The sequence below is a fragment of the Phenylobacterium sp. genome (assembly GCF_041916435.1).
GTDB lineage: Bacteria > Pseudomonadota > Alphaproteobacteria > Caulobacterales > Caulobacteraceae > Phenylobacterium.
The window spans coordinates 865,249-892,120 of the sequence record NZ_JAYRZM010000001.1; the positions used below are offsets into that span (position 1 = coordinate 865,249).

Here is a 26,872-nt window from a genome sequence, read left to right on the forward strand (position 1 = left end):
TGTCGCTCAGCGACTGAGGGGGACTTTGACCCTGCTCGGCCTCCCTTCGAGAAACGCCAGGGTTTTCTCGCCCGGCCCACTTATGGCGCGCGCCCGAGCCATTCGACCACGTTGAGCAGGAACTGCTTGTCCTGCGCCGCCGTGGGCAGGCCGAAGCCGTAGGGCGCGCCGTTGACGATCTGGTTGGTGAGGAACGCCGCCTCGCTGATCACGACCACGCGGCCCTCGCCAAACGCCAGCGCGGCGCCGCGCAGGTCCTGGCTCGTGGCGGCGCGGCGGGGCGTCGTTTCGTTGAACTTGCCCGCCGCGCTGGGCTCGAAGAGCGTCCAGCCGTCGTCCATCAGCATGAGCGGGATCGCGCCCGCCGGCGCCCGGAACGACGAGCCGATGAAGGTCTGCACCTCGGTCACCCCGGCGCCCCCGCGCGTGCCGCGCGTGATCTCGTTCTCAGGCAGCGTCCCCGCCGAGCGGGAGAACACTTCGGGCGCCGATCCGTCGCCCTTCGCCGCATAGTCGTTGTCGAACGCGAAGCCGAACGCCGCCGCGAGCTTCTGGATGGCTCCGGCGAACGGCATGTGGTCGGCGATGACCAGCACGGAGCCGCCCTCGCTCACCCACTGGCGAAGCGTCTCCACCTCCTCGTCTGTGAAGGCCGACGGCGTCGGCAGCTTCCAGCTCTTCACATTGGACGCGTCGAGCGCGTTGGCGATCACCAAGACCTGGACTGGCGCCAGGCTGGCGCGCGTGATCGTTTCGTCGAGGGAGACGACCCTGAAGCCGTCGTTCCTCAGCACCGTGGCGAACGGCGCGTAGCGCCCGTCGGCGGTGTGGAAGTTATGGTGCGCGGCGTCGATCGCGACCACGGGACCTTGCCCTCGCCCATACTTCGCCGCCGCGACGGACAGGTCGCCGCCCATGTCCGCGGTCTGCTCCGCCACGGCCGTGGAACAGGGCAACGCAAGGAAGAGAGCGATCAGCCACCTGCGCACGGTCCGCCTCCAGGTCTCTGGCGAGGCTAGCGGAGGAAAGCCGATCGATACAACCGGGCATGGTGAAGAGCTGACTTGGCCACGGTCAGGTGAGCACGGATAGGCGGCATGCGAGGGGCCGTCTCCCGCAACAGGCGACAAAGCGACTCTAGCGACGATTGCAACCCCTTCCCGTTGCAACAATAGCGCTGCATGGGTCGCTTGGCCGTCGATTCTGACGGGTGGGGCGTCGCACTTGTCCGCCGAATTGGCGCGGATCGCGGCGAGTGGGTGGGCGACGGCGCTTGGACGCTCCGCCTCGAGGCGAATACGGGGGAAGTCCTTTGAGCACCATTGTCGGCACCTCGGGCGATGACTCGCTGACGGGCAGCGCGGACGGCCCCGGCAACAACATGGACTACCTCATCGGCCTGGAGGGGAACGACACCCTGACCGCAGGGGGCATCTTGCACACGCTCGACGGCCAGGCCGGCGACGACGTGCTCATCGGCACTCAGGGAACGACCGGCTTCGGCGGCGACGGAAACGACCTGATCCAGAACGTCGAGAGCGGCTATGGCGACGCCGGAAACGACACCCTTATAGCTGCGGAGCCCTGGCACGGCGTCTTTGGCTCCAACCTGCACGGCGGTGCGGGCGACGACAGCATCATCGGCAGCAGCGGCGAGGATTTCCTGTCCGGCGGCGGCGGATCCAACGTGATCGACGGCGGCGACGGGAATGACGTCTTCATGCCGTTCGACACCTACTTCCATACCGCGATGTCCGGCTACGGCAGTCCGGTGAACGGGGACGGCGATCCAGGCTTCAGCACGATCGACGGCGGCGCGGGCAGCGATGACCTGCGGCTGTCCGCGTTCTGGAGCTACAACAGCCCGACGTCCGGGAACATGACGGTCGACATGGAGGCCGGCGTCGCCACCACGTCGGCCTTCACCCATGGGGACGCCGTCATTCCGGCAGGCCGCATCACCTTCACGAATATCGAGGTGGTTGAAACCGGCTCCGGGAACGACTCCATCAATGGGTCATCGGCCGCCGACTCCCTGAACGGCGGGCTCGGCTCCGACACCGTCACTGGCGGAGCGGGCGACGATTCCATCGACGGCGGCGGCGGCGCCGATCGGCTGGAAGGCGGGTCGGGCTCGGACAAGCTCGTGGGCCATGACGGCGCCGACGTGCTCCTGGGCGGAGATGGCGACGACACTCTGGACGGCGGCACGGGCGCAGACACCCTGACGGGCGGCGCGGGCGACGACACCTTCACCTTCACCTACACCGACGATCGGGACGCGCACGCGGCCGCCGCCAAGGTCGTCACCGACTGGTCGCCGGGCGACATTTTGGACTTCACGAACTCCGGCGGCTACACGGAACGCACGGCGGCGAGCTTCCAGGCCGCCTACGATGACGCCCAGAACCTGGTCCGCAATGCGCCGGTGACCTTTGTCGCAACCCAGGTGGGCTCTGACGTCATTGTCTTCGCCAACAACAACCACGCCGACTCTTCGACCTATGTGCGGCTGCCGAGCGCCGGGGGCTACGCCGTGGGCTACTACGTCTATGACGAGTCGCCGGACAAGCCGCTCGACGTCGCCGTCATCCTGCAGGGGCGCACTCTCGACGACATATCCGCCGCCAATGTCGTGGACGCCGTCCAGGTGGACGTCGGCGCCGTGCCGACAAGTCCGCCCTCCACCCCCAGCCAGCCGACCAGTCCGCCATCCACCCCCGACCAGCCGGCCGAGACATCGGCGTTCTCCAGCATCGCGTCCTCCGCGGCGCTGAACATCAGCGCGACGGACAAGGTCTCGTTCCCGGACGGCGCGACAGGGCTCAGCATCCAGTATGGGACCGACACCATCACCGTGACGATGGCGGGAACGACCGTCACCTTCGGAGCCAACATCTCGGCGGTCTCCAAAGCCGGCGGCCTGTTGATGGCGGACGGCTCGAAGGTCTTCATCGGCGATACGGGCGATGAGAGCTTCACGGGCGCGGCGACCGGTGACGCGGCCTTCGGCGGCCAGGGAAGCGACACGTTGGATGGGGGCGCCGGCGGCGACGTGCTGCAGGGCAACCAGGGATCGGACCATCTGCTGGGCGGCGATGGGAACGACACCATCTACGGCGGCCAGGACGCCGACTACCTCAGCATGGGATCGGGCGCGAACTTCGGCCAGGGCAACCGCGGCGATGACCTTGTCGTGGGCGGCGAGGCGACGGACACCCTGTTGGGCGGAAAGGACAACGACACGGTCCAGGGGGAAGCGGGGAACGACTACCTGAACGGCAACCGGGGCGACGACTCCGTATCGGGCGGCGCCGGCAATGACACCCTCTTTGGCGAGAGCGGCGCCGACACCCTGGCCGGCGGCGCTGGCGCAGATGTATTCCACGCCTTCGCGGGCCAAGAGATCGACCGGATCATCGACTTCAGCCGGGCGGAAGGCGATCGCATCGTTCTCGACCCGGGAATGACGCACAGCGAGAGCCAAGTCGGCGACGACGTGGTGGTCGATCTCGGCGGCGGGGACGAGTTCGTGCTGGTCAACGTCACGCTTGCCGAACTCACGGGTGAGTGGATCGGGACATAGGGCGTGTCGCCGTGGGGTCGCTTCGCCGAGCCCGATGGGCGCCCGCCCCCTGGCCTCGCCCCCTCCCCCGAAAGGGAGGGGCCAGGTCACCCGCTCCTACAATAGATCCCCGCCCGCCGCTGCGGCCGTCGTGCCGTCTCGCTCGAACGCCTTGATCACGTTGCGGCCCACGGTCCAGCGGTGCACTTCGTCCGGGCCGTCCACCAGGCGCTGGGAGCGGATGTGCGTGTACCAGCGGGCCAGCGGCGTATCCATCGAGTAGCCGAGCGCCCCGTGAAGCTGGATCGCCGTGTCCACCACCTTGTGCACCATGTGCGCCAGGAACACCTTGGCGATGGAGTTCTCCTGGCGCAGGTCCATGCCCTTCTCGGCCTTGTAGGCGATGTGCAGCAGCATCAGCCGGGCCATGTAGAGCTCCGAGGCGCAGTCGGCGAGCATCCACTGCACGCCCTGGCGCTCCGACAGCTTCTTGCCGAAGGTCGAGCGCTGGGTCACGTGCGCCGTGGCCATGTCCAGCGCCCGCTGGGCCATCGCCACATTGTGCATGCCGTGGCGCAGCCGCCCGTAGGCGAGGCGATGCTGGCCCATGTTGAAGCCGGCGCCCTCCCCGCCCAAGAGGTCGTCGGCCGGCACCACCAGGTCCTTGATCTCCACCTCGGAATGGCCGCCGCCCATGATGTGCGAGAGCGGCCCCTCGGCGGCCATGGTCTCGATGTCTCGCACGATGCGGTAGCCGGGGTTGGGCAGCTCGACGATGAAGGTGGAATAGCGCTGGTGGCGCGGGGCGTCCGGGTCGGTCATGGCCATCACCAGGGCGATGTCCGCCACGCTGGCCGCCGATGAGAACCACTTCTCCCCGTTCAGCACATAGTTCTCGTTGCCGTCCTTCACCGCGCGGGTCTGCATGCCGGTGGCGTCGGCGCCGGCCGCCTTCTCGGTCATCGAGTAGCAGATGCGCTTTTCGCCGTTCAGCAGCGGCTTCAGGTACTTTTCCTTCTGGTGCTCGGTGCCGTGCGCCAGAAGCGTCATCATGGTCGCGTCGTCCGGCCCCTGGGTGTTCATCGACAGGGCGCCCAGGTGGCTTTGGCCCAGCTCCATCTGCACCAGGGCGTTGGCCAGCGGCCCCAGCCCCATGCCGCCGTACTCCTTGGGGATGAACGGGCACCACAGGCCCTGGGCCCGGGCCTTGGCGCGCAGCTCGGCGAGCACGGTCTTGTAGTCCGCCCCCTCGATCAGCCGCTGCTCGGCCGGGATGCACTCGTCCTGCACCCACTGGCGCACCTTCTCGCGCACCGCCTTGGCCTCTTTCGGGATCTCGAAGTCGATCGACATGCCTGCTTCCTCGCCTTGCGTTCTTGATTGGGCGGCAGGCTCGCGCGTTACGGCGCGTCAACGCAAGGCCGGCGGGGGCGTCAGCCCTTGGCGCGCTCGACGGTCTCCACGCTGGGATTGGCCCGCAGCGCGGCGGCGATGTTGGTCAGGTGCTTGGCGTCGCGCACGTCGATGTCGAAATCGACGTCGAAGAAGTGCTGCTGGCGGTGATGCATGCGCAGGTTGACGATGTTGCCGCCGGCCTCGCCGATGATGGTGCAGGCCTGGCCCAGCACGCCCGGCGCGTTCTTGATCGTCGCGGTCAGCCGCGCCCGCGCCACGGTGTTGCGCTCGGCCTCCGGCGTCCATTGCAGGTCGCGCCAGAGCTCCTCCTGGTCCTCGAACTCGGCCAGCCGCTCGCAGTCGATGGTGTGCACCGCCAGGCCCGAGCCGTCGTGCTGCAGGATGCCGACGATCCGGTCGCCCGGCACCGGACTGCAGCACTCGGCGAAGTGCAGCGAGACCCCCGGCGTCAGGCCGCTGCCGCGCACATAGAGCCGGGCGCCCTTGCCGTCCTCGATCCGCCGCAGCGCCGCGGCGGCCTCGCGCTCGGCGCTGTTGAGGCCCGGAAAGGCGATGTCGAGCAGTTGCGAGGGCGTCACCCGCCCGCGGCCGACCGCCTCGAACAGCTCGTCCTCGCCGCTCACGGCGAAGCGTTCGATCGCCGGCCGCAGCGACACGTCCCGGCGGCTCTTGCCGGCCCGCTCGAAGGTCTGGTCCACCGTCGCCCGGCCGAGCCTGGTGAACTCCTCCTTCTCGGTCTGGCGGATGTGCCGGCGGATCGCCGAGCGGGCGCGCCCGGTCACCGTCAGCGAGCGCCAGTCGGGCGGCACCACCGGCTTCGGCCCGCGGATCACCTCCACCACGTCGCCGTTGGAAAGCTGCGTGCGCATCGGCTTCAGCTCGCCGTTGATCTTCACGCCGATGCAGGTGTCGCCCACGTCGGTGTGCACGGCGTAGGCGAAGTCCAGCGGCATCGCCCCGCGCGGCAGGCTGACCAGCCGGCCCTTGGGCGTGAACACGAACACCTGGTCGAGGAACATCTCGAGCTTGGCGTGCTCCATCAGTTCCTCGGCGTCGCCGCCGTGCTCCAAGACCTGCACCAGGTGGCGCAGGTTGACCAGCGGGTCGCGCCCGCCGGCCGCCGCCTGGGCCTCGGCGTCGAAGCCGTAGGACTGGTCCTTGTAGCGCCAGTGCGCGGCCACCCCCTCCTCGGCCACCCGGTCCATGGCCTCGGTGCGGATCTGCATCTCGATGCGCATGCCCTTGGGACCCACCACGGTGGTGTGCAGCGAGCGGTAGTTGTTGCGCTTGGGCGTGGAGATGAAGTCCTTGAACCGCTCGGGCACGCTCGGCCAGGCGCGATGGATCACCCCCAGCGCCCGGTAGCAGTCGTCCTCGGTGTCGACGATCACCCGGAAGGCGTAGATGTCCGAAAGCTGCGAGAAGCCGATCGACTTGCGCTGCAGCTTGCGCCAGATCGAATAGGGATGCTTCTCGCGCCCGAAGACGCGGGCCGGAACGCCGGCGTCCTCGAGCCGCGCGGCGATCTCCTGGGAGACCAGCGACACCGCCCCGCCCTGTTCGAAGCGCAGCGCCTCCAGCCGCCGGCCGATGGCGTCGCGGGCCACCGGGTTGAGGTGCTCGAACGCCAGCTCCTCCAGCTCAGAGCAGATGCGGTGGCAGCCGATCGAGCGCGCCAGCGGCGCGTAGATGTCCAGGGTCTCGCGGGCGATGCGCTCGCGCTTGGCGGGGCTGGGGATGTATTCCAGCGTGCGCATGTTGTGCAGCCGGTCGGCCAGCTTGACCATCAGCACGCGCACGTCCTTGGAGATGGCCAGGATGAACTTGCGCAGGTTCTCGGCCTGGCGCGTCAGCTCGCTGGAGAGCTCCAGCTTGGAGAGCTTGGTGACGCCCTGCACCAGCTCGCTGATCTCCGCGCCGAACAGCTCCTCGATGTCCTGCGGCGTGACCGGGCAGTCCTCGATCACGTCGTGCAGCAGGGCGGTCACGATCGTCGCCGTGTCCAGCCGGTAGTCGGTCAGGATGCCCGCCACCTCGATCGGGTGGGCGAAGTAGGGGTCGCCCGAGGCGCGCTTCTGCGAGCCGTGCATGCGCATGGCGTAGACGTAGGCGCGGTTCAGCAGCGCCTCGTCGGCGGTGGGATCGTAGGAGCAGACCTTTTCGATCAGCTCGTACTGGCGGAGCATCTTCGGCCGCTTGGACGCGGCGGGCGCGCCTTTAGCGGGCGCGGCGACGGGTTGCGCCGCCGTGTCTATGGAGAGGGGTTCTGCGCCTTCAGGGCTCAGTACCGCTCCTCCTGGCCGCCGTCGCGGTCGCTCTGCAGCGCGCGCACCAGCTCCAGCTCGCTCATCTGCATGTGCGTCGGATCGGCCAGCAGCGCCAGGGTTTCGGCCTCTTCCTCGGCTTCGGAGCGCTCGTCGACCCGCTGCAGCGTGCCGATCAGGTTTTCGCGCAGGTCCTCGGCGTCGACCACGTCGTCGGCGATCTCGCGAAGGGCCACCACCGGGTTCTTGTCGTTGTCGCGGTCGACCAGGAGCTGGGCGCCGGCCGAGATGGCGCGCGCGCGATGGGCGGCCAGCAGCACGAGGCTGAAGCGGTTCGGGACCTTTTCGATGCAGTCTTCGACGGTGACGCGAGCCATGGAGTCTCTCAGAAGCGGGATAGAACAGTGGAAAATAGAGACTCCCGGCCCATTGTGCAATGCCGCGAACGTGCTCAGAGCGGCCGGGCGTCGGCGCCCACGCTCGCCTGGGCGGCGAGTTCGGCCGCCGTGCGGCCCAGCACCGGATGACGCCAGCCCGGCGCCACTTCAGCGAGCGGTCCCATCACGAACAGCCGATCGTGCGCGCGCGGGTGCGGCAGCGCCAGCTCGGGGGTGTCCAGCACCGTGCGGCCATGGGCGATCAGGTCCAGATCCAGCGTACGCGGAGCATTGGCGGCGCCGCGGCGGCGCTTGAAAGCCGCCTCGATCCTGAACAATGTTCGAATCGTTTGTTCCGCGTCCATCTGCGCCTCGACAAGGACGACGCCGTTGCGATACTCAGGCTTGCGAGGATCGGGCCAGGCGGTGGAAACCCACCACCTCGAACGACTTAACACAGGCAATCCCGCCTGGGCGAAACGCGCGAGCGCAGCTTCGAGTAGAGCTTCGGACGAACCATAGCCGCCGGCGAGATTGCTGCCCAAGGCGACGACGACTGCTTCGTCCAGATTCATCAGCCCGCCCATTAAAGGAATTTCCGATCTAATGACTTTCTACCCCACGGACAGGTTGGCGCTCTTCATCGACGGGGCGAACCTCTATTCCGCCGCGAAGGGGCTGGGGTTCGACATTGACTACCGCAAGTTGCTTGAAGAGTTCCGCAAGCGCGGCGTGCTGGTGCGCGCCTACTATTACACCGCCCTGGTCGAGGACCAGGAGTACTCCCCCATCCGCCCCCTGGTCGATTGGCTCGACTACAACGGCTTCCGCCTGGTGACCAAGCCGGCGCGCGAATACACCGACAGCCAGGGCCGCAAGCGCTGGCGCGGCGACATGGACGTGGAGATCGCCGTCGACATGCTGTCGATGGCCGACCACGCCGACCACATGGTGCTGTTCTCCGGCGACGGCGACTTCCGCTGCCTGGTCGAGGCGGTGCAGCGCAAGGGCGCGCGGGTGACCGTGGTCTCCACGGTCAAGTCGCAGCCGCCCATGGCCTCCGACGACCTGCGCCGTCAGGCGGACAACTTCGTCGACCTGGCCGACCTGGCCGACATCATCGGCCGGCCCTCGCGCCTACCCAAGTTCATCCAGGAAAGCCGCACCAACCTCACCGACCGCGAGAGGGAGGCGGATGCCGACGTCTAGGACGCCGGCCGAGCCGCCTCGCGACTGCCCGCTCTGCCCCAGGCTCGTGGCCTACCGCGAGGCGAACCGCGCCGCCCATCCCGATTGGTTCAACGGCCCGGCGCCCTCGTTCGGCGATCCGGCCGCGCGTCTGCTGGTCACGGGCCTGGCCCCCGGCCGCACCGGCGCCAACCGCACGGGCCGCCCGTTCACCGGCGATTTCGCCGGCGTGTTGCTCTACGAAACCCTGATCAAGACCGGCTTCGCCGAAGGCCGCTATCAGGCGCGCCCCGACGACGGCCTGAAGCTGGTCGACTGCATGATCACCAACGCCGTGCGCTGCGCCCCGCCCGGCAACAAGCCGGAGACGGCCGAAGAGGCCCATTGCCGCCCCTTCCTGACCGCCCGCATCGAGGCCCTGCCCCGCCTGAAGGTGATCGTCACCCTGGGCGACGTCGCCCGCCGCAACGTCCTGCGCGCCCTCGGCCTGAAGGCCTCCGCCGGCGTCCCCGGCCACGGCTCCGAATTCCGGGCCGGCCCCTACGTGGTGCTCAACAGCTACCACTGCTCGCGCCTCAACACGAACACCGGCCGCCTGACGCCGCAGATGTTCGAGACCGTCTTCGCCCGCGCCCGCGCGCTGCTCGACGGCTAGACGGCAGACGGGCGTCGCCCTCCACGCCCGACGCGGGAGATTGCAGGGCAGACCGTGCCAAATACGCGAAGCGGCGTTCAATACCCGCCGGACGGGCAAGGCGAGATTGCGAGGCTCTAACAAGAGGAGTCTCCAATGTCCCAAGACCAATCGGGCGCGACCCGGCGTACGGTGTTCGCCGTGGGGGCCGCGGGAGCGGCGCTCTCCGTCGCCGCCTCCGCCGCGGAGGCCGCGCCGTCGAAGCCCGCGGCCGGCAGCGGCTACGTCACCGCCGCCGACGGCGCCGAGATCTTCTATAAGGACTGGGGGTCGGGCCAGCCGATCGTGTTCAGCCACGGTTGGCCGCTGACGGCGGACGACTGGGACCCCCAGATGATGTACTTCGCCGACAAGGGCTATCGCGTCGTCGCCCATGACCGCCGCGGCCACGGCCGCTCGACCCAGACCTGGGGCGGTCACGACATGGACACCTACGCCGACGACCTGCGCGCCGTGGTCCTGGCGCTTGACCTGAAGGACGCCATCCACGTCGGCCACTCCACCGGCGGCGGCGAGGTCGCCCGCTATCTGGGCCGTCACGGAACCGATCGGGCGGCCAAGGCCGCGCTCATCGGCGCGGTGCCGCCGGTGATGGTGAAGAAGGACAGCAACCCCGAGGGCCTGCCGATCGAGGTGTTCGACGGCTTCCGCCAGGCGCTGCTCGCCGATCGCTCGCAGATGTTCCTCGACGTGCCGGCCGGCCCGTTCTTCGGGTTCAACCGGCCGGGCGCCAAGGTCAGCCAGGGCCTGATCCAGAAGTGGTGGCTCCAGGGCATGGTCGGCAGCGTCAAGGCCCACTACGACTGCATCAAGGCCTTCTCCGAGACCGACTTCACCGAGGATCTGAAGAAGATCGACGTGCCGGTGCTGGTCATGCACGGCGAGGACGACCAGATCGTGCCCATCGCCGACTCCGCGCTCAAGACCATCAAGCTGGTGAAGCACGGCACGCTCAAGACCTACCCCGGCTATCCGCACGGCATGGCCTCGACCAACCCCGACGTGATCAACGCCGACCTGCTCGCGTTCATCCGCTCCTAGGCGCGGGCGATGCGCGGCGCCGGCCAAGGAGCTTCCCGGCCGGGCCCGATCTGGGCCTGGCGTCAGGTCGGCGTGGCCCTGTGCCGCGTCGACGGGCGCACCCTGGTCGGCGCCGTCGAGATCTGGTGCTCGGCCCCTGATCTTTCCGGAGAGGCCGGGCGGGGCGCCGCGGCGCCGTTCGCCCGGCCTCGGCGCGGTCCCTCCCCGCGCCTGGACGCCTAGGCTTCGCCGCCGAACCGGCGCCTTCGGCCCTTCGACGGCCGAAGGCGCGCCACGCGCATGGGCACGACGAGCCGAACCAGCGTTCCGCCGGGCGCGCTGGCGATCTTCAGCGTCGCGCCGAGCTGGCGCGTCCGCTCCTCCATGCCCCGCAGCCCCCAGTGGCCGTCGCGCCCGCCGGCGCGCAGCAGCGCCGGGTCGATCCCCACCCCGTCGTCGCGGCATTCCAGCACCAGCTTGCGTCCGGTGGCGGTCAGTTCGCAGACGATCTCCTGCGCCCGCGAATGCCGGCAGGCGTTGGTCAGCGCCTCGCGCGCGATCGCCAGGATCTCGCGATGGGCGTCGACGTTCAGCGGCTCGGCCAGGCCCGAGGCGCGGATGTCGATCGGGATCGCATAGTCGCGCTCGAGCTCGTAGGCGAGCCGCTCCAGTTGCCGCGTCAGCGGCGAGGCCGAATCCTCCTCCGTGCGCAGGTCGCGCACCCGGTCGCGGCCCTCGACCAGGATCTCGTCCGCCCGATCCAGCACCGAGTCCATCATCGGCTTGGCCGGGTCGCCCTCGGCCATGGCGTTGGCCACCACCTGGAAGCGCACCAGCAGCCCCTGGAAGCCCTGCAGCAGCGTGTCGTGCAGCTCGCGCGCGATGCGCACTCGTTCGGCCTGGCGCTCGGACAGCCGCGCCACCGCCGCCGCGGTCTCCGCCCGCACCCGCCAGCGCAGCCCGAGCCAAAGCGCCAGCGCCGCGAGCGCGGCCAGCGCGCCGCGGAACCACCACGACTGCAGCAGCGTCGGCGGAATCCTCAGCTCCACGCTCGCCCCGGACGGATTCCAGACCCCGTCGTTGTTCATCGCGGTCACCTGGAACCGGTAGCGCCCCGGCCCCAGCCCCGCGTAGAGCGCGCTGCGGCGCGCCCCCGCCTCCACCCAGCCGCGGTCCACCCCCTGCAGCCGGTAGCGGAAGCGCACGCGGTCGGGCGCCGAGAGGCTGGGCGCGGTGTAGTCGATCGTCACGCTGGTCGCGCCGGCCGGCAGCACCGCCGACGCCGGATCGGCGAAGCGCCGCGATCCGGCCGAGACCGCGCGGATATGGACCGGCGGCGCCAGCCTGTTGACCGCCAGCCGCGCCGGATCGATCCGCACCACGTTGCGCCGGGTGAGGAACCAGACCCGGCCGTCGCCGCCGACCGCCACCTGCGCCCCGGGGGCCTTCTGCACGAAGCTGTTCAGCCCGTCGCGGAAGTCGAACACGCGGTGCGGCAGGGCCCCGCCGGAATCGAAGGCCCGGCCCAGGTCCTCGGTGGACATGCGCACGATGCCCGCGTCGCCGATCGTCCAGGTGTCGCCGGCCGGCGTCTGCACCAGGCCGTTGACCGAGGCCAGCCAGGGATAGCGCTCGGCCGACAGCGTCCGCACCTGGCCGTTGCTCAGCCGCGCCAGCCCCTTCGCCCCGCCGACGAACAGCCCGTCGCGCCCCTCGGCCAGCCCTTCGACGCCGCCCACGCCGAACCGCTCGGCGAACACCGGCGTGAAGAGCTCGCCCGCCGGCGCCGGCGGGCGGCGGCGAAAGACCACGGCCGCCTTGCCGGAGGGATCGACCGCGGCGTTGGCCGGCAGCCCCGCCTCGCCCCCCTCGGCCGGCCAGCGGCGCCAGGCGCCCTTCTCCCATCGGAAGAGCCCCTGCTCGAGCGCCGGCATCCAGAGCCGCCCCGCCCCGTCCTGCGCGCAACCCAGGGCGCGGGTCGAGGGCGGCGTCGGCGTCTCGGTCGCGTGTCCGTCGCCGATCCGCAGCATCCTGTCGGCGAGCGCCACCCACACCGCCCCGTCCGAGCCGGCGCACAGCGCCTGCGCCGGCGATCCGGTCCGCATCACGCGGCTGGGCGCGGCGCCCGGCCGGATGGCGTAGAGCGCGGACGCGTCGGCGATGTAGACCACGCCGTCGTCGGCGGCGGCCATGCGGTAGCTGGTCGGCGAGTTCGCCGGAACGCCCGGCTCGACGATCACGCTCGCCGGCCGGAACATGTCCAGGCCAAGCTCGGTCCCGACCCAGATGTTCCCCTCGCGGTCCTGGAACACGGCCCGCGTCTGCTCCGAGGTCAGCCCGTCCCCGGCCGTATAGGTCTGCAGGCTCGCCGGCCCCGCGCCGGGATCGGCCAGCGCCGCGGCGGGATCGGCCAGGCGGAACACGCCCTCGTTCCAGGTCGCGCCCCACAGGTCGCCGGCCTCGCCGATGATCGTCCAGACCCCGCCCACCTGCCCCACGGGCGAGCGCGCCGCCAGGCCGAACCGGCGCCCCTTCGCGGAATCCGACAACAGCCGCACGCCCGTGGCGTCGGTCAGCCAGACCCGCCCGCGCGGGTCCTGCGACAGGCTGGCCCGCGGCGAAGTGCTGACGCCGACGTCCTCGAACCGCTCCGCGCCGGGCCGCAGCACCATCACCCGGTCGCTGAGCGCGGCCCACAGGGCGCCGTCGCGCGCCGCCAGGAGCCGCCAGACCTCCTGCGCCGGCAGGCCCGAGGCGGGGCCGAACTCGCGCCAGCGTCCGCGCCAGTAGCGGGCGAGCGTGTTGCTGGTGCGCCCGCCGCGCGCCACCCAGAGGCCGCCCGCGCCGTCCTGGGCCAGGTCGTTCACCTGGCGCGAGGGATTGGGCAGGCCCGCGTCCGCCAGCCGCCCGTTCCGGTAGACGGCCACGCCGCCGCCGCGCGCGAGCCCCACCCACAGCGCCCCGTCCCGCGCGCCGAGCAGGGCCGAGACCACCAGCCGCCCGGCGCCCTTCGGCCGCTCGCCCACCGGCTCGAAGATCACCCCGTCGAAGCGGAACAGCCCCTCCACCCCGCCGATCCACAGATAGCCGTCCGTGGTCTGGGTGATGGCGTTGATCCGGCTCGGCGCGCCCTCGCCATAGGCCCAGCGCACGTGCTTGAAGTCGCCCAGCGGCCCGGCCGCCGCGGCGCCGCAGATCCCGGCCGCCAGCGCGAGCGCCAGGGCTAGGCGCGCCAGGCCCGTCACCGGCCTCGCCTCCGGGCCTTGTCGTGCGCCCTCGCCATGCCGCGGCGTGTCCCCCGATCGCTGCAATGGACTCCTTCCTAGGCCGACGGCGCCGGTCCGCGAAGCCGCCGCCCGAAATGACTATCCGCGAATGGGGCTTTGGAAGCAGCCGGCGGGCGGGCCTCGGGCTAGGCTGCCTGCGGCGGGCGCGCAGAACCCGGGGGCGAGTGATGCTAGCTCCCCCGAGCGACGGAGGGCTAGTCTCCGCACATGACGACCACGCTTCGTCCCGAACCGGGCCCGAACCCGCCATGAGCCAACGCGATCAGAAGATCCGCGTGCTGGCGGTGGACGACCACGCCATCCTGCGCGAGGGCGTCGCCGCCCTCATCAGCAGCCAGTCCGACATGGAGCTGGTGGCCGAAGCCGCCAGCGGCCGCGAGGCGCTCGCCCTGCATCACGCGCACAATCCGCATGTGACGCTGGTGGACCTCGCCCTGCCCGACATGAGCGGCGTCGACGTGATCCGCGCCATCCGCCAGCAGCTGCCCAAGGCGAAGTTCGTCGTGCTCACCACCTTCCGCGGCGACGTCCAGGCGCTGCGCGCGCTCAAGGCCGGCGCCTCCGGCTATCTCTTGAAGAGCATGCTGCGCAAGGACCTGCTGGAGACCATCCGCACCGTCCACGCCGGCGGCAAGCGCATCCCGCCGGAGATCTCCTTCGACATCGCCGCCCACGCCACCGGCGAGGAATTGTCGGAGCGCGAGATCGAGGTGCTGGCCTGGGTGGCCGAAGGCTCCTCCAACAAGGTCGTGGCCGCGCGCCTGGGCATCAGCGAGGACACCGTGAAGAACCACATGCGCACGATCCTGGCCAAGCTGGGCGCCAACGACCGGACCCACGCGGTCACCATCGCCATCCGCCGGGGTTTTCTCGACCTGCGTTGACCCGGCCGCCCGCATGGGCGTCTACTCGAATTAGCTATTGCGGATCAGTCGCTCCGAGCGAGGCGGCGGCCGCGGCCATGGTTAGCCTTGTCGGTGAGTTCGCAGACTGGGAGCCTGGGGATGAGCGTGCAATCGGCCGTCGTGACGACCACAGCGGGGCCGCGCCCGCCCGGCGACGCCGCGCCGCCCGTGATGGTGCTGCGACGCCTGATCGACGAGGCCACCCGCGCCCTGGACGCCGACCGCGACGCCGCGCGGGGCCTGCTGCATCGGGCCGCCGCCCTGCTGGGCCCCGAGCCCTCGGCCGCCGACCTGCCCAGCGGCCTGGCGCCCTGGCAGGCGCGCAAGGTGCTCGCCCATATCGACGACAATCTGGACGGGCCGATCGCGGTCGGCGACCTGGCGCGCGCCGCGCGCCTCAGCGTCAGCTACTTCTCCCGGGCCTTCAAGGAGACCTACGGCGAGCCGCCCCACGCCTTCATCCTCGGCCGGCGCGTCTCGCACGCCCAGCTCCTGATGATCTCCGGCGACGAGGCGCTCAGCCAGATCGCCGTCGCCTGCGGCTTCGCCGACCAGGCCCACTTCTCCCGCGTCTTCAAGCGCGCCACCGGCGCCAACCCCAAGGCCTGGCGCCGCACCCGCCGCTGCGCGCCCTAGGCGCGGCCGCCGTCCGCCTAAAGCCCACCGCCGGCCTCGGCCCTCCGATCAGACCGGAACCGCGGTCGTGTACTTGACCCGGCTGAGCGCGAAGTGGGACGCCGAGGTGGCGACGTTGGGCTGGTTCAAGAGCTCGCGCATGAGGAAGCGCTCATAGGCCGTGACGTCGGCGGCGACCACGCGCATCAGGTAGTCCCACTCGCCCGACATCGAATAGCATTCCATGATCTCGGGCCGGCGCTCCACGAAGGCCTCGAAGTCCCGCCGCGCGTCCATGGAGTGGGACTTCATGCGCACCTGCAGCATGACGTTGACGCCCCGTCCCACGCTTTCGGGATCCACCAGCCGCACCTGCCGCAGCAGCACGCCCGCCGCCTCCAGCGCGCGGATCCGCCGCCAGCACGACGTCGGCGCCGCCCCCACCCGTTCGGCCAGCGCGGCGTGGCTCAGGCTCGCGTCGTCCTGCAGGGCGCGGAGAATCTTCCTGTCGACCTCGTCCAAGACGGATTCCTTTCACATTCCCGCACGACGCGGAACGTTCGTTCTCCATCAGCTCACCCTGAGCGTCGATTGAAAAGAATATCCAGCGGATTCGGTCATTTTATATCCATGACCCAGACCAAGGCCTCGCCGCCGCAACCGCCGCCTGGCGCGGCCGCCGATTGGACCATCCCGCAGGCGTGGGAGAGCTACACGCCGGCCGAGCACGCCATGTGGGACCGCCTGTTCGAGCGCCAGTCGCGCCTGCTGCCCGGGCGCGCCGCGCCGGAGTTCCTGCGGGGGATCGAGGTGCTGCGGATGTCGAGGCCCGGCATCCCCGATTTCGCCGAGCTCTCCGACCGGCTTCACGCCCTGACCGGCTGGCGCGTCGTCGCCGTCCCCGGCCTGGTGCCCGACGAGGACTTCTTCCGCCATCTCGCCAACCGCACGTTCGTCGCCGGCCGGTTCATCCGCACGCCCGCGCAGATCGACTACCTGCAGGAGCCCGACGTCTTCCACGACGTGTTCGGCCACGTGCCGCTCCTGGCCGATCCGCGGTTCGCCGACTACATGCAGGCCTACGGCGAGGGCGGCCTGCGCTCGCTCCGGTTCGACGCCATGCCCCGGCTGGCGCGCCTCTACTGGTACACCGTCGAATTCGGCCTCGTCCGCTCCGACGCCGGCCTTCGCATCTTCGGCGCCGGCATCGTCTCCAGCTCGGGTGAATCGGTGTTCGCCCTGGACGATCCCTCGCCCAACCGGATCGGCTTCGACCTCCGGCGCCTGATGCGCACGCGCTATCGCATCGACGACTACCAGCAGACCTATTTCGTCATCGACAGCTTCGAGGACCTGCTGCGCCAGACCCTGGAGACCGACTTCGCCCCGCTCTACGCCGAGCTCGCCGAAGCCGCCGACCTCGACACCGACGCGGTGCTGCCGACCGACGCCGTGCTCCACCTGGGCACGCAGGCCTACGCCCGCTCGCGCAAGGCGTCCTGACGCGAACGCTACGGCTGCGGCCTGGCTCCCAGCAGCGGCATCACCTCGACCCCGTCGCACGGAAAGATCGTGAAGTGCGGATGATTCTCGAACAGCCTCGCCGCCGCCTCGTGCGACGGCGCGCGGACGACCACGAACACCGTCAGCAGGTTCACCACGTCCGCCACGCCCTCGGCCGTGGTGCGCTTGGTCGGCCCCAGCGGCCCGCCCGGATAGACGATCGCGTCGCGGTGCGCCTCGTCCCACGCCGCCAGCGCCGCCAGCCCCTCCCGGTCCTTCGCCTCGCGCTCCGCGTCCGACATCGCGTACCAGGCCCGCCAGCGCGGCCCGGTCTTGTCGCTGGTGAAGACCGCCAGGTAGTGACCGCCGCCGCTCATCCGATCCTCCTTCGCCTGCTGCCGGCTTCGCGCCATGAGCGGGGGTTGGCGTCGTGGCCGGATTCCGACCTTACCAGGCTAACGCCATCGCACCGACAATGATCGCTGCAGCCGCGATTCGCGGTAGGCTGCGACCGGAGGTAGCGTCGCGTTCACAATGAGCACAGAACTCGCGGACCTAGACCGACGCGTCGAGGTCATCGAAGGTACAGCGGATCAAAAGGCGAGCTGCCGGAGGGTTAGCGACCTTCGACTGCTGCCGTTCGTTGTGCTGCTTGGCGAACCCGGCATTGGGAAGACTTCGGCCTTTCAGCGCGAAGCAACCCACGCTGGCGTTCCAGTGCTCAAGGTGCGCGCCCTCATGACCGGCGCGATTCCAGACGATAGTGGTCCCCTATTCTTGGACGCCCTTGACGAGTACCGCGTCGACGGGAGTCCCGCCGACAAGGCATACGGTCTCGCAAGTGCGATCCAGGCGACAGGTGCCGACCAATGGCGCATTTCCTGCCGTTCAGAGGACTGGCGCAAGGCAGCCGACATTGAGCCCATTAAGCAAACGACTCGAGGCACCGACATCGTAGTCGCCCAACTGCTGCGGCTGGACGAGGATGAAGCGGTCGCAATCTTGGCCAATTCTGGCGAGGAGCGCCCGCAAGAATTCCTCCAAAAAGCGGTGAGGTTGGGAGCGTTGGCTTTCACTGAAAGCCCATTGAGCCTGACCCTGCTTCACAAGGCGGTTGCCGAGCGCGCATCATGGCCCCCCAACCGGTTCTCGTTGTTCTTAGCAGCCGTGAAGCGGCTAGCCTTCGAGCGCAACGCGGAGCACCGACGGAAGGACCGTCGGTCTCCCGACGAAATCTTGCGAGCCGCAGAAGATGTCTGCCTAGTTCTACTTGCTTCTGGAAGTCGGGCGGTATGGCGCGCTCATGACGAACCTCCGGATGGGAAAGACGAACGGGCGTTTGTCACGTCGCATGAACTGGGGGTTCACTACGACCTCCTCACCGACGTGCTCGACACGGCCCTATTTCGTGGCGAGGGGGATGCCTTCGAGCCGATGCACCGGGCTGTGGCGGAGTTCCTAGCTGGACAAAGCCTAGCGCGCGCTGTCCGGGGAGAGAATGGCCGCGCGGCACTCCCATTGATGCGCGCCCTAGCCATGATCACTGGCGATGATGGAAAGCCGCCGACCGAATTGCGCGGCCTATTTGCGTGGTTTGCAGCCCACCTAGCCCAACTCGGGGAAGCCCAGGGAGCCGACCGACTAATTCAAACGGACGCCCTGAGCATCCTCGCTTACGGTGACGCCGCAGCATTCGACACTGACAGCCGACGCGCAATTCTGCAGAATCTCGACCGTGACGACCCATACTTCCGCATGTCCGACAGAGGGCTTACGGCCCTTGGAGGACTCGCCGGGGAAGACCTCGCGCTAGACTTTCGTCGCGTGTTGCTCGATGGGGCCGACGGCTCTCACCGCTTCATCACTATCATGGACGCACTGACCACGGGTTCGCCTGTTCAATCGTTGCGCCCATTGCTCCGAGAGATCGCGCTAGATGCAGGCCGCTCCTTGTGGGAGCGAAGCCGCGCTCTGGAAGCTTGGCTCAATGGAGCCGAAGATCCTGCCACTGCTCAGCGCGGAGTTTTCGACGAACTGACCGCGCAACCGCTGACGCGTGCGAGGGAGGTACTACGCGCGAACTTGGCTGCCGATCTTCCTGACACGTTGCTTCCAGTGGCGGACATCAGGGGTGTAATCAGCGGGTTCAATGTGACGCGCGAAGACAACACGATCGGGTATCTGTGGCGATTGCAGCGCCGCCTTGAACGCGAACCGCGTCCTGACCTTTTTGACCTCTCTATCACCGACTGGCTTGAGCGTTCCGAGGACGGGCGGGTTTCCCTAGAGGTTGGCAGTCTCCTCGATCACGCGCTCGGTGCCGCAATTGCGGGCACGCCGAACCTCGACGCCAAGCGACTGTTGACATGGTCCCGCAATCGGCGACTCGCCACTTACTCAAATCAAGATGAAGAGACGCGCGGCGCCGTCACCAAGTGGTTGGATGCCGTCCCAGGTCGCGACGTTGCTCTCTTCGGTGAGATAGTGGCCCAGGCAGACCCAAACGAAGGAGCATGGATCCCTGCGAACACCTACACCCAGGTGACGCATCGAACGCCGACGCCGTCCATGGTGCACTATATTCTGGATCAGGCCCGGAGAACGCGTGACCGGAACCTCTCGAAGCGCATGTACGAAATCGCGGTCAACCTAGGGCATCGCTCTGACCTTGATCCGAATGCGTATTGGTCAATCTACAACGCTCTTGCTGGCGAGAGGGGTAGGAAGAGACTGCTTGCGCAGCTGACGACCGTCCCGATTCCAACGTGGAAGCGCCAAGAGTACGGATATGCGCGAAAGCGGAAGCGCAAGAAGGAGGTGGAGCGCCGGAAGAACATTGAAGCCCTCGCTCCAATCCGAGAGGAAATGGCGGCTGGCGTGCGCACCGGGCCCCTTACGTGGGCTGCCAACCACTATCTTCAGGACTCGAACGGGCCAAGGGATCGTGCAAGCCGGCTGGCACGAATCCGATCGCTTGTAGATGAGTCTACCGCCGAGGCGATCTTCCAAGGTTGGGAGAACATCGCCCTCAGTGAGCAGCAAGCGTTTGATGCCGCCCATCTTGGGCGACTGGAAGCCAACAATCAGTACAATACACTTGAGTATACTGCTCTGGTCGGGCTGATCGGACTTACCTCTGACGACCGCCTGCCTGCACTCCATGACATTCCGCTCACCCTCGCGCTCGTGGCCTTGCGGCAGGTATGGGTCTTCCCCGAGGATCAACGTAGGGAATTCCAGCAGTGGGCCGCGCGGCGGCTCGACGCCGACCTAGATTTGGGTACCGCTGCTTTGCTTCAATATGCGGGTGCGGTCCTCGACAGCGGCGGCACGCGGCTCGACGCTTTCTTGCGGCTGGAAGACGAGCAATGCCACAGCCTTTCGTCTGCAATTGAACAACTGCTGGCCGAGCGGCCTACGGCACCCGCCGAGACACTCGACTTTCTGTTGCGCCTTGCGGCAAGCAGACTGCCGCGCGCTCTCCTTGCCGACTATTCAGCGATGGCGCTCGATCTGCCGTCCCTAACGGACTCACAAAGGCGGATTTGGACCTTTATCGCCTACGCCACGAACCCGCAAAAGTACACCGACGCGTTCATCGCTTCACATCGGGACGAGGCGGCCATCGATCTGTTCGACCAGGACGTTGATCGAGGGCTAATGGGCGCGTACGCGCCACACGATCCTGATACCTGGGCCAGACGCGAAGAATTGGTGATTGTCATCCTGGGGGCCCGGTACGTTCCCGTAGACTTCATCGGCGATGAGGACGACGAGGGAGGCATCACTCGCAACAGGCGTATGAGCGAACGCATACGCCGGTCGATTGACTGGCTGTCGAGGATGCCGGGTACAGAAGCCGGTCGGGTTCTTGCGCGTCTAGCGGACGAAGCGAGCCTAGCGGCATGGCGGGCAACGATCCGACACGCAGTCGCCGTACAGGCGCGCATTCAGCGAGATCAGACCTACGCCTATGCCCCGCCCCAAGCGCTGCGTTCCGCGCTATCGGGTGGACCTCCGGCAAACGGTGCCGACTTGGCGGCCGTGGTCAAGGAAGAGCTTCTGAGAGTGCGTGACGGCCTTCACGCCGCGGATGTCACGCCGTGGAAGCACTTTTGGAACACTGACTCTGCCGGCAAGCCGGAGACGCCAAAGGTCGAGAACCAATGCCGAGATATTCTATTGGACAAGCTGAGGCCCCGGCTAGGCACCTATCATATCGCAGGCGCGTTCCCGGAAGGCCGACAGGCGGAGGAGAGACGGGCCGACCTCCTAGTCCTCACCGGAGCCGGCAAGAGCCTGCCTGTGGAGATCAAACGGCACTTCCACCCCAACCTCTGGAGCGCGCCAGCTGCGCAGCTGCAAGGCTACGTGAGCTCAAGCGGAAGCGCGGGTCGTGGCATCTACTTGGTCTTTTGGTTTGGCACCGCCGTGCGAAAGACACCTACGCGGAGAGACCGCAAGGTGCCGCAGTCTGCATCAGAGTTGGAAGCCATGCTGCGAGCCGACCTGAGCCCGCAACATGAGAAGCAGATAGACGTGATTGTCCTCAATGTGTCGCCCCCAGGCTAGTAGAAACTATTTTCGTCCAGTGCCGGAAACCAGACCTTTCCAAAGCCCGCAATGAGCCCAATTCCGCCCCTTGTCCCCGGCCGCGCCTGCACGGCCACGCCCTGAAAATCCTTGACCTCGGCCTTGACCTATGTTCTCCTTTTGTTCATGTCGAGCGCGGTCACGGACATGGAGGAGCGGCGCGGCGGGATGCTCGCCGAGGTGGCCGACATGTGCCTGGGGCTGGCGCGCAAGCTGCATGAGCAGGCCATGGCCGCCGAGACGCCCGAGGAGACCCGGGCGGCGGCCGGCGCCTTCCACCGCATCTCCCGGTCCCTGCGCCAGACCCTGGCGCTGGAGGCCCGGCTGGAGCGCGAGCGCGCGCGCCAGGCGCGCGAGGACGAGCGCTGCGCCGCCGAGGCGCGGCGCGAGCGGCTGCGGGCCCGCAAGAGCCATGTGGGCCAGGTCGGCTCGCGGCTGATCTGGACCGAGGCCGAGCGCGACGAGGTCGGCGCCCTGCTGGTCGATCTGAGCCGCTGGCTCGACGAGGAATCCTTCTTCGAGGACGCGTTCCTGGAGGGCCCGGTCGAGGATCTGATCGCGCGCCTGCGCGGCGACCTGGGCCTGGCCGAGGCGCCCGATCCGCCGTCTGGCCCGCGGCCCGACCCGCCGGCGGGCGAGAACGACGACCTGGCCTTCGACGACGCCCCCGCGCCCGCGGCCCGGCGGCGAAGCTCGGCCTGACCCGCCGCCCGCACCGCCCCCGCGTCCCGGCCGCCTCGCCCGGCCCTAGCCCCGGCTCCAGTAGAAATAGCGCCACACGCGCTCGAACCCCGCCCGGCGGTAGAGCGCGCGCGCCGGGGCGTTGGCCTCCTCCACCTGCAGGAACACCTTGTCGATCCCGCGCGCCTGCGCCGCCTCGGCCAGGCCCGCCAGCACGCGCCCGGCCAGGCCCTCGCCGCGCCGGTCCCTGGCCGTGCGCATGCCGTGCACGCTGGCCCAGCCGTGGCCGAACGCGGCCGCGCCCACCGCCAGGGTCCCTTCCCCTTCCCTCACCGCGCCATAGGCGGCGTCGGGCGAGCGGGTCAGGGCCGCCACCCGATTGGCCCCGTCCACCGGGTCGAAGCCCTCGCCGGTGAACACCTTGGCCCAGCCCGCGTCCGGCCGCTCCAGCACCTCGGCCGGTTGGGCCGTGCTCACCGCGCGCATGGCCGCGGCGTCGGCGGTCTTCACCAGGGTGGGCTGCTCGAAGCGATAGCCGCGGCGGGCGAGCTCGGCCCGCACGCCCTCCAGCCCCGGCGCGTCGGCCAGGCGGAAGGCCGGCGCCATGCCGGCCTCGGCGAAGGCCGCCTCGATCTGGTCCAGCACGGCCGGATCGCCCGGCAGGTCGTGGGCCAACGGCGCGGCGCTGGCCGCCCGCCGGATGGTGCCGGGCTCCAGGGCCAGCAGCCAGCCGCCGATCTCGGCGGTCCGGCGCGGGGCGACGGCGGCGACGGTGGCCCGCTCGACCGCCTCGATGCCCTCCGGGCTCATCCCTTTTCCCGCAGGAGCCGGGCCTTGTCGCGCTGCCAGTCGCGTTCGGCGGTCGCCTCGCGCTTGTCGTGGGCCTTCTTGCCCTTGGCGAGCGCCACCTCCAGCTTGGCGATCCCCTTGTCGTTCCAATAGAGCTTCACCGGCACCAGGGTGCGCCCCTCGCGCTGCACCGCCCCGATCAGCCGGTTGATCTGCTTTCTGTGCAGCAGGAGCTTCCGCGGCCGGCGCGGGTCGTGGTTGAAGCGGTTGGCCTGGGCGTAGGGCGGGATGTCGGCGTTGATCAGCATGATCTCGTCGCCTTCCACGCTGGCGTAGGACTCGGCGATGTTGGCCCGCCCGTTGCGCAGCGACTTCACCTCCGTGCCGGTCAGCGCCAGGCCGGCCTCGAAGCTGTCCTCCAGGAAATAGTCGAACCGCGCACGCCGGTTCTCGGCGATCACCTTGCCTGCCATCGGATGGGCGCCGTCAGTTGAAGCCGGCTTCGCGCATGGCCGCCAGCACCTCGGCGCGCGCGGCCTCCGAGCACGGGATGATCGGCAGGCGCGCGTCCTCCAGGCACAGGCCCAGGTGCGACAGGGCGTACTTGGTCGGCGAGGGCGAGGCGTCGACGAACAGCGCCTTGTGCAGCCGGATCAGCCGGTCCTGCCAATAGAGCGCGGTCTTCCAGTCGTCGTTGAAGATCGCGTTGAAGAAGGTCGCCGTCAGGTCGGGCGCCACGTTGGCCGTCACCGAGATACAGCCGTGGCCGCCGTGGGCCATGTAGCCGAGGGCGCTGGGGTCGTCGCCCGACAGCATCACCCAGCCCTCGCCGCACATCAGCCGCTGCTGGCTGGCCCGGGGCAGGTCGCCGGTGGCGTCCTTGATGCCGACGATGTTGGGCAGCTTGGCCAGCCGGGCCAGGATCTCGTTGGAGATGTCCACCCCGCACCGCGAGGGCACGTTGTAGACTAGCACCGGCAGCTCGACGGCCTCGTTGATCGCCGCGTAGTGGGCGTAGAGCCCCTCCTGGCTCGGCCGGTTGTAGTAGGGCGTCACCACCAGGGCCGCGTCGGCGCCGATCGCCTTGGCGTGGCGGACCAGCTCGATCGCCTCCTCGGTGGAGTTGGAGCCGGCGCCGGCGATCACCGGCACGCGGCCGCCGGCCGTGGCCACGCACAGCTCCACCACCCGGCGGTGCTCGTCGTGGCTCAAAGTGGCGGTCTCGCCGGTGGTGCCCACGGGCACCAGGCCGTGAACGCCGCCGGCGATCTGACGCTCGACGAGGGCGACGAACGCGGTCTCATCGACTGCGCCGTCGCGGAACGGCGTCACCAGGGCGGGCATCACGCCCCCGAACAAGGGATCGGACATGGTCAACGAAAAGCCAAGAAGGACGCCGCTTGTTATTGCGGCCTAAAGATTTGCGCGGACAATATGGTGGCAAGGCCCGCCGCCGCAACGTCCGTTTTCCTCCGAGCCAGCGGAGACCGTTCTTGATAGCCAAGGCCCGCAAAGCGCTTCTGAGTTCCGCCGCCCTGCTCCTGCTCGCCGGCGTGGCCGACGCCGAGCCCGCTGATTCGCCCGCCGCCACCGCGCCCGCGGGCGCGCCGCAGGTCTACACGCCGCAGACCGCGAGCTATCAGCCGCTGTCCGACGCCCAGTCCCAGGCCCTGCGCCAGGCGCTCGATGCGGCGCGCCGCGCCGACATCTCCGGCGCGCAGGCGGCGATCGCCTCCCTGACCGACCCGGTGGCCAAGAAGATCGCCGTCTGGGCCCTCACCGACGCCAATTCCGATTCCCTGGGCTTCTTCGACGTGGAGCGCGCCCGCTCCGACCTGTCCGGCTGGCCCCGCGGCGCGCGCCGCCAGGCCGCCGCCGAGAAGCTGGTGGCCACCTCGGGCATGTCGCCCACGCGCATGATCGAATGGTTCGGCGGCGCCGAGCCCGCCACGGCCGAGGGCGCGATGGCGCTCGCCTCGGCCTTTCAGGCGGCCGGCCGGCCCGACGACGCGGCCAAGCTGATTCGTCACGTCTGGCGCACCAAGGTGTTCGAGGCCGACGCCCAGCGCGCCATGCTGGCCCGCTTCGGCTCGCTGCTCACCGTCGACGACCACATCCAGCGCGCCAACATCCTGCTCTACGGATCCCAGGGCCCGGCGGCGCGGGACATGCTGGACCTGCTGCCCGCCGACCAGCGCGCGGCGGCAGAGGCGCGGATGGCCCTGCGCGCCAACGCCGCCAACGCCAACGACCTGGTCGCCGCCCTGCCCGCCTCCGTCGCCGGCCAGCCGGGCGTGATGTTCGAGAAGGCCGCCTATCTGCGCCGCCGCGGGCTGGACACGCTCGCCCTGCAGATCGTCGACCAGTTGCCGCACGACATCCCCACCGACGACGCCGCCGACCGCATCTGGAACGAGCGCTACCAGCTCACCCTGAAGGCCCTGCGCAACGGCGACGCCCAAGGCGCCTACAAGGCCGCCGCCGACACCGGCCTGACCGACGGCTCCGACGCCGCCGAGGCGGAATTCTACGCCGGCTGGATCGCGCTCACCCGGCTGAACAAGCCGGGCGTGGCGGACAACCATTTCGCCGCCATCGAACGCATCGGCTCCTCGCCGATCACCCGCGGGCGGGCGCTCTACTGGCGCGGCCGCGCCGCCGAGGCGCGGGGCGACCAGATCCAGGCCAAGCTCTTCTATTCCCAGGCCGCCCAGTACAACACCACCTTCTACGGCCAGCTCGCCGGCGAGAAGGTGGGCGACGGGGTGATGCAATTGGGCAGGGACCCGGTGATCACCCCGGCCGACCGCGCCCGCTTCGAATCCCGCGAAACGGTGCGCGCCGCGCGGATGCTGCACGACATCGGCGAAGACAACCTCTTCCGCGTGTTCGTGCTGTCGCTGGACGACGTGCTGCCGAGCGCCGAGGAAGAGGCTCTGCTGATCGACCTGGCCCGCGGCTACGGCGATCAGGACGTGTCGATGAAGGTGGCCCGCAAAGCCGCCCAGCGCGGCTTCGTCCTGCCCGAGCGGGGCTATCCGATGCGCAGCCCGCCGCAGGTGGCCCAGGCGCCCGAGCCGGCGCTGGTGCTGGGCATCACGCGCCAGGAAAGCGGCTTCGACCCGAACATCCGCTCCGGCGCCGGCGCGCGCGGGATGATGCAGCTCATGCCCGCCACGGCCCAGCTCGTCGCGCGCAGCATGGGCGTGAGCTACACGGCCGACAAGCTCTATGAGGCCGACTACAACATGCGCCTCGGCTCGACCTATCTGGGCCAGATGATCGACCGCTTCTCCGGCTCCTACGTCATGGGTGTGGCCGCCTACAACGCTGGGCCCGGCCGGCCCACGCAGTGGTCCAGCTTCTGCGGCGATCCGCGCGGCTCCGGCACCGATCCCATCGACTTCATCGAGTGCATCCCGTTCTCCGAGACGCGCAACTACGTCATGCGCGTGCTGGAGGGCGCCCAGGTCTACCGGGCGCGGCTGAACGGCGGCTCGGCGAAGATCACCCTGTCCCAGGACCTGGCCCGCGGCTCATACGGCTTCACGCCGGACCTGATGACCGCCTCGTCCGAGCAGTAGGCCTCAGGCCGTCGGTCTCGTCCGCAGCCAGCTCGCCGCGAACAGGACGCCGAGCAGCAGGTCGATCGCGGCGAACGGGGCGACGCCGGCCGCCACCCGCCCCCGCAGGCACAGGACCAGTACGGGCGCGGCGAACAGCAGCTTCTCCAGGACCGAGGGGATCATCGCCGGGCGATACCGCGCCGGATCGGTCGAGATCACCAGGAACATCGCCTGGAAGGCCAGCGCAGCGCCGACGAAGCCGTAGTAGTACTCCAGGTGCGCGATCGGCTGGGCCGAGGCCGCGCTGATCTGCGGCTCCAGGAAGTAGAACGGCGTCATCACGATCAAGCCGTAGACGCCGGCCAGCCGGAACACCCACTTCGCAAAGCGCATCATCGCCCCCCAAAGG

Annotated in this window: 22 protein-coding genes; 10 read left to right on the forward strand and 12 right to left on the reverse strand. The window is 69.2% G+C overall.

Going from position 1 to position 26,872, the window contains the following annotated elements; genetic code table 11:
• Positions 1-80: 80 nt before the first annotated feature.
• Entirely contained in the window at positions 81-863 is a 783-nt protein-coding gene (locus tag ACE3TA_RS04250; protein WP_374570766.1) for a DUF4350 domain-containing protein, read from the reverse strand.
• Between the two features lie 449 nt (positions 864-1,312).
• On the opposite strand from ACE3TA_RS04250, the gene ACE3TA_RS04255 reads away from it, so the two are divergent.
• A complete protein-coding gene (locus ACE3TA_RS04255) occupies positions 1,313-3,586 on the forward strand; it encodes a calcium-binding protein (protein ID WP_374570768.1) in 2,274 nt (757 codons plus the stop codon).
• A gap of 96 nt (positions 3,587-3,682) precedes the next feature.
• Here the strand turns inward: ACE3TA_RS04255 and ACE3TA_RS04260 are convergent, their stop codons facing one another.
• The 4 genes from ACE3TA_RS04260 to folK all read right to left on the reverse strand — a co-directional run bounded on the left by ACE3TA_RS04260 (position 3,683) and on the right by folK (position 8,197).
• Entirely contained in the window at positions 3,683-4,918 is a 1,236-nt protein-coding gene (locus tag ACE3TA_RS04260) for an acyl-CoA dehydrogenase family protein (RefSeq protein ID WP_374570770.1), read from the reverse strand.
• An 80-nt stretch (positions 4,919-4,998) separates the two neighbouring features.
• Positions 4,999-7,167, reverse strand: coding sequence for a bifunctional (p)ppGpp synthetase/guanosine-3',5'-bis(diphosphate) 3'-pyrophosphohydrolase (locus ACE3TA_RS04265; protein WP_374570772.1), 2,169 nt, complete (start codon positions 7,165-7,167; stop codon positions 4,999-5,001).
• Positions 7,168-7,262: 95 nt separating this feature from the next.
• Complete coding sequence (gene rpoZ / locus ACE3TA_RS04270; RefSeq protein ID WP_374570774.1) at positions 7,263-7,622, reverse strand: DNA-directed RNA polymerase subunit omega; 360 nt, start codon at positions 7,620-7,622, stop codon at positions 7,263-7,265.
• Positions 7,623-7,696: 74 nt separating this feature from the next.
• Positions 7,697-8,197 carry a 2-amino-4-hydroxy-6-hydroxymethyldihydropteridine diphosphokinase gene (gene folK, locus ACE3TA_RS04275; RefSeq protein ID WP_374570776.1) on the reverse strand — a complete coding sequence of 167 codons (501 nt, stop codon included), beginning with the start codon at positions 8,195-8,197 and terminating at the stop codon, positions 7,697-7,699.
• A gap of 31 nt (positions 8,198-8,228) precedes the next feature.
• On the opposite strand from folK, the gene ACE3TA_RS04280 reads away from it, so the two are divergent.
• The 3 genes from ACE3TA_RS04280 to ACE3TA_RS04290 all read left to right on the forward strand — a co-directional run bounded on the left by ACE3TA_RS04280 (position 8,229) and on the right by ACE3TA_RS04290 (position 10,545).
• Positions 8,229-8,831, forward strand: a complete 603-nt coding sequence (locus ACE3TA_RS04280; protein ID WP_374570778.1) for an NYN domain-containing protein — start codon at positions 8,229-8,231, stop codon at positions 8,829-8,831.
• Positions 8,818-9,465 (forward strand): uracil-DNA glycosylase, encoded by a 648-nt coding sequence (locus tag ACE3TA_RS04285; RefSeq protein WP_374570779.1) that lies wholly within the window; start codon positions 8,818-8,820, stop codon positions 9,463-9,465. Before ACE3TA_RS04280 ends, ACE3TA_RS04285 begins: the two co-directional genes overlap by 14 nt.
• Before the next feature lie 135 nt (positions 9,466-9,600).
• Positions 9,601-10,545 carry an alpha/beta fold hydrolase gene (locus tag ACE3TA_RS04290; RefSeq protein ID WP_374570781.1) on the forward strand — a complete coding sequence of 315 codons (945 nt, stop codon included), beginning with the start codon at positions 9,601-9,603 and terminating at the stop codon, positions 10,543-10,545.
• Positions 10,546-10,763: 218 nt separating this feature from the next.
• Here ACE3TA_RS04290 and ACE3TA_RS04295 read toward each other — a convergent pair whose 3' ends face one another.
• Positions 10,764-13,769 (reverse strand): two-component regulator propeller domain-containing protein, encoded by a 3,006-nt coding sequence (locus tag ACE3TA_RS04295; protein ID WP_374570783.1) that lies wholly within the window; start codon positions 13,767-13,769, stop codon positions 10,764-10,766.
• A gap of 290 nt (positions 13,770-14,059) precedes the next feature.
• On the opposite strand from ACE3TA_RS04295, the gene ACE3TA_RS04300 reads away from it, so the two are divergent.
• Both ACE3TA_RS04300 and ACE3TA_RS04305 read left to right on the forward strand, forming a co-directional pair.
• Positions 14,060-14,695 (forward strand): response regulator, encoded by a 636-nt coding sequence (locus ACE3TA_RS04300; RefSeq protein WP_374570785.1) that lies wholly within the window; start codon positions 14,060-14,062, stop codon positions 14,693-14,695.
• A 120-nt stretch (positions 14,696-14,815) separates the two neighbouring features.
• The gene (locus tag ACE3TA_RS04305; protein WP_374570787.1) at positions 14,816-15,352 is read left to right on the forward strand and encodes a helix-turn-helix transcriptional regulator; all 537 of its coding nucleotides are present in this window, start codon (positions 14,816-14,818) and stop codon (positions 15,350-15,352) included.
• Between the two features lie 48 nt (positions 15,353-15,400).
• On the opposite strand, the gene ACE3TA_RS04310 is transcribed toward ACE3TA_RS04305, so the two are convergent.
• Entirely contained in the window at positions 15,401-15,853 is a 453-nt protein-coding gene (locus tag ACE3TA_RS04310; RefSeq protein WP_374570788.1) for an Lrp/AsnC family transcriptional regulator, read from the reverse strand.
• A 108-nt stretch (positions 15,854-15,961) separates the two neighbouring features.
• Between ACE3TA_RS04310 and phhA the strand changes: the two genes are divergently transcribed.
• Positions 15,962-16,834 (forward strand): phenylalanine 4-monooxygenase, encoded by an 873-nt coding sequence (gene phhA, locus ACE3TA_RS04315; RefSeq protein ID WP_374570790.1) that lies wholly within the window; start codon positions 15,962-15,964, stop codon positions 16,832-16,834.
• An 8-nt stretch (positions 16,835-16,842) separates the two neighbouring features.
• Here phhA and ACE3TA_RS04320 read toward each other — a convergent pair whose 3' ends face one another.
• Positions 16,843-17,211, reverse strand: a complete 369-nt coding sequence (locus ACE3TA_RS04320; RefSeq protein WP_374570792.1) for a hypothetical protein — start codon at positions 17,209-17,211, stop codon at positions 16,843-16,845.
• 157 nt (positions 17,212-17,368) lie between these two features.
• Here ACE3TA_RS04320 and ACE3TA_RS04325 point away from each other — a divergent pair, with 157 nt between their 5' ends.
• Together ACE3TA_RS04325 and ACE3TA_RS04330 are read left to right on the forward strand one after the other, a co-directional pair.
• Positions 17,369-21,406, forward strand: coding sequence for a hypothetical protein (locus tag ACE3TA_RS04325; protein ID WP_374570794.1), 4,038 nt, complete (start codon positions 17,369-17,371; stop codon positions 21,404-21,406).
• Positions 21,407-21,529: 123 nt separating this feature from the next.
• Positions 21,530-22,129: a hypothetical protein gene (locus ACE3TA_RS04330; RefSeq protein WP_374570796.1), complete on the forward strand. Its 600-nt coding sequence runs from the start codon at positions 21,530-21,532 to the stop codon at positions 22,127-22,129.
• A 45-nt stretch (positions 22,130-22,174) separates the two neighbouring features.
• Here ACE3TA_RS04330 and ACE3TA_RS04335 read toward each other — a convergent pair whose 3' ends face one another.
• From ACE3TA_RS04335 to dapA, 3 genes are read right to left on the reverse strand one after another with little or no spacing between them, the layout of a single operon-like run.
• Positions 22,175-22,918 carry a GNAT family N-acetyltransferase gene (locus ACE3TA_RS04335; protein WP_374570798.1) on the reverse strand — a complete coding sequence of 248 codons (744 nt, stop codon included), beginning with the start codon at positions 22,916-22,918 and terminating at the stop codon, positions 22,175-22,177.
• Positions 22,915-23,370 (reverse strand): SsrA-binding protein SmpB, encoded by a 456-nt coding sequence (gene smpB, locus ACE3TA_RS04340; RefSeq protein WP_374570800.1) that lies wholly within the window; start codon positions 23,368-23,370, stop codon positions 22,915-22,917. The genes ACE3TA_RS04335 and smpB overlap by 4 nt, the downstream gene beginning before the upstream one ends.
• Before the next feature lie 13 nt (positions 23,371-23,383).
• Positions 23,384-24,268, reverse strand: a complete 885-nt coding sequence (gene dapA / locus ACE3TA_RS04345; protein ID WP_374570802.1) for a 4-hydroxy-tetrahydrodipicolinate synthase — start codon at positions 24,266-24,268, stop codon at positions 23,384-23,386.
• 122 nt (positions 24,269-24,390) lie between these two features.
• Between dapA and ACE3TA_RS04350 the strand changes: the two genes are divergently transcribed.
• Positions 24,391-26,481, forward strand: a complete 2,091-nt coding sequence (locus ACE3TA_RS04350) for a lytic transglycosylase domain-containing protein (protein WP_374570804.1) — start codon at positions 24,391-24,393, stop codon at positions 26,479-26,481.
• A 3-nt stretch (positions 26,482-26,484) separates the two neighbouring features.
• Here the strand turns inward: ACE3TA_RS04350 and ACE3TA_RS04355 are convergent, their stop codons facing one another.
• Positions 26,485-26,856 carry a hypothetical protein gene (locus ACE3TA_RS04355; protein WP_374570806.1) on the reverse strand — a complete coding sequence of 124 codons (372 nt, stop codon included), beginning with the start codon at positions 26,854-26,856 and terminating at the stop codon, positions 26,485-26,487.
• Positions 26,857-26,872: the final 16 nt, after the last annotated feature.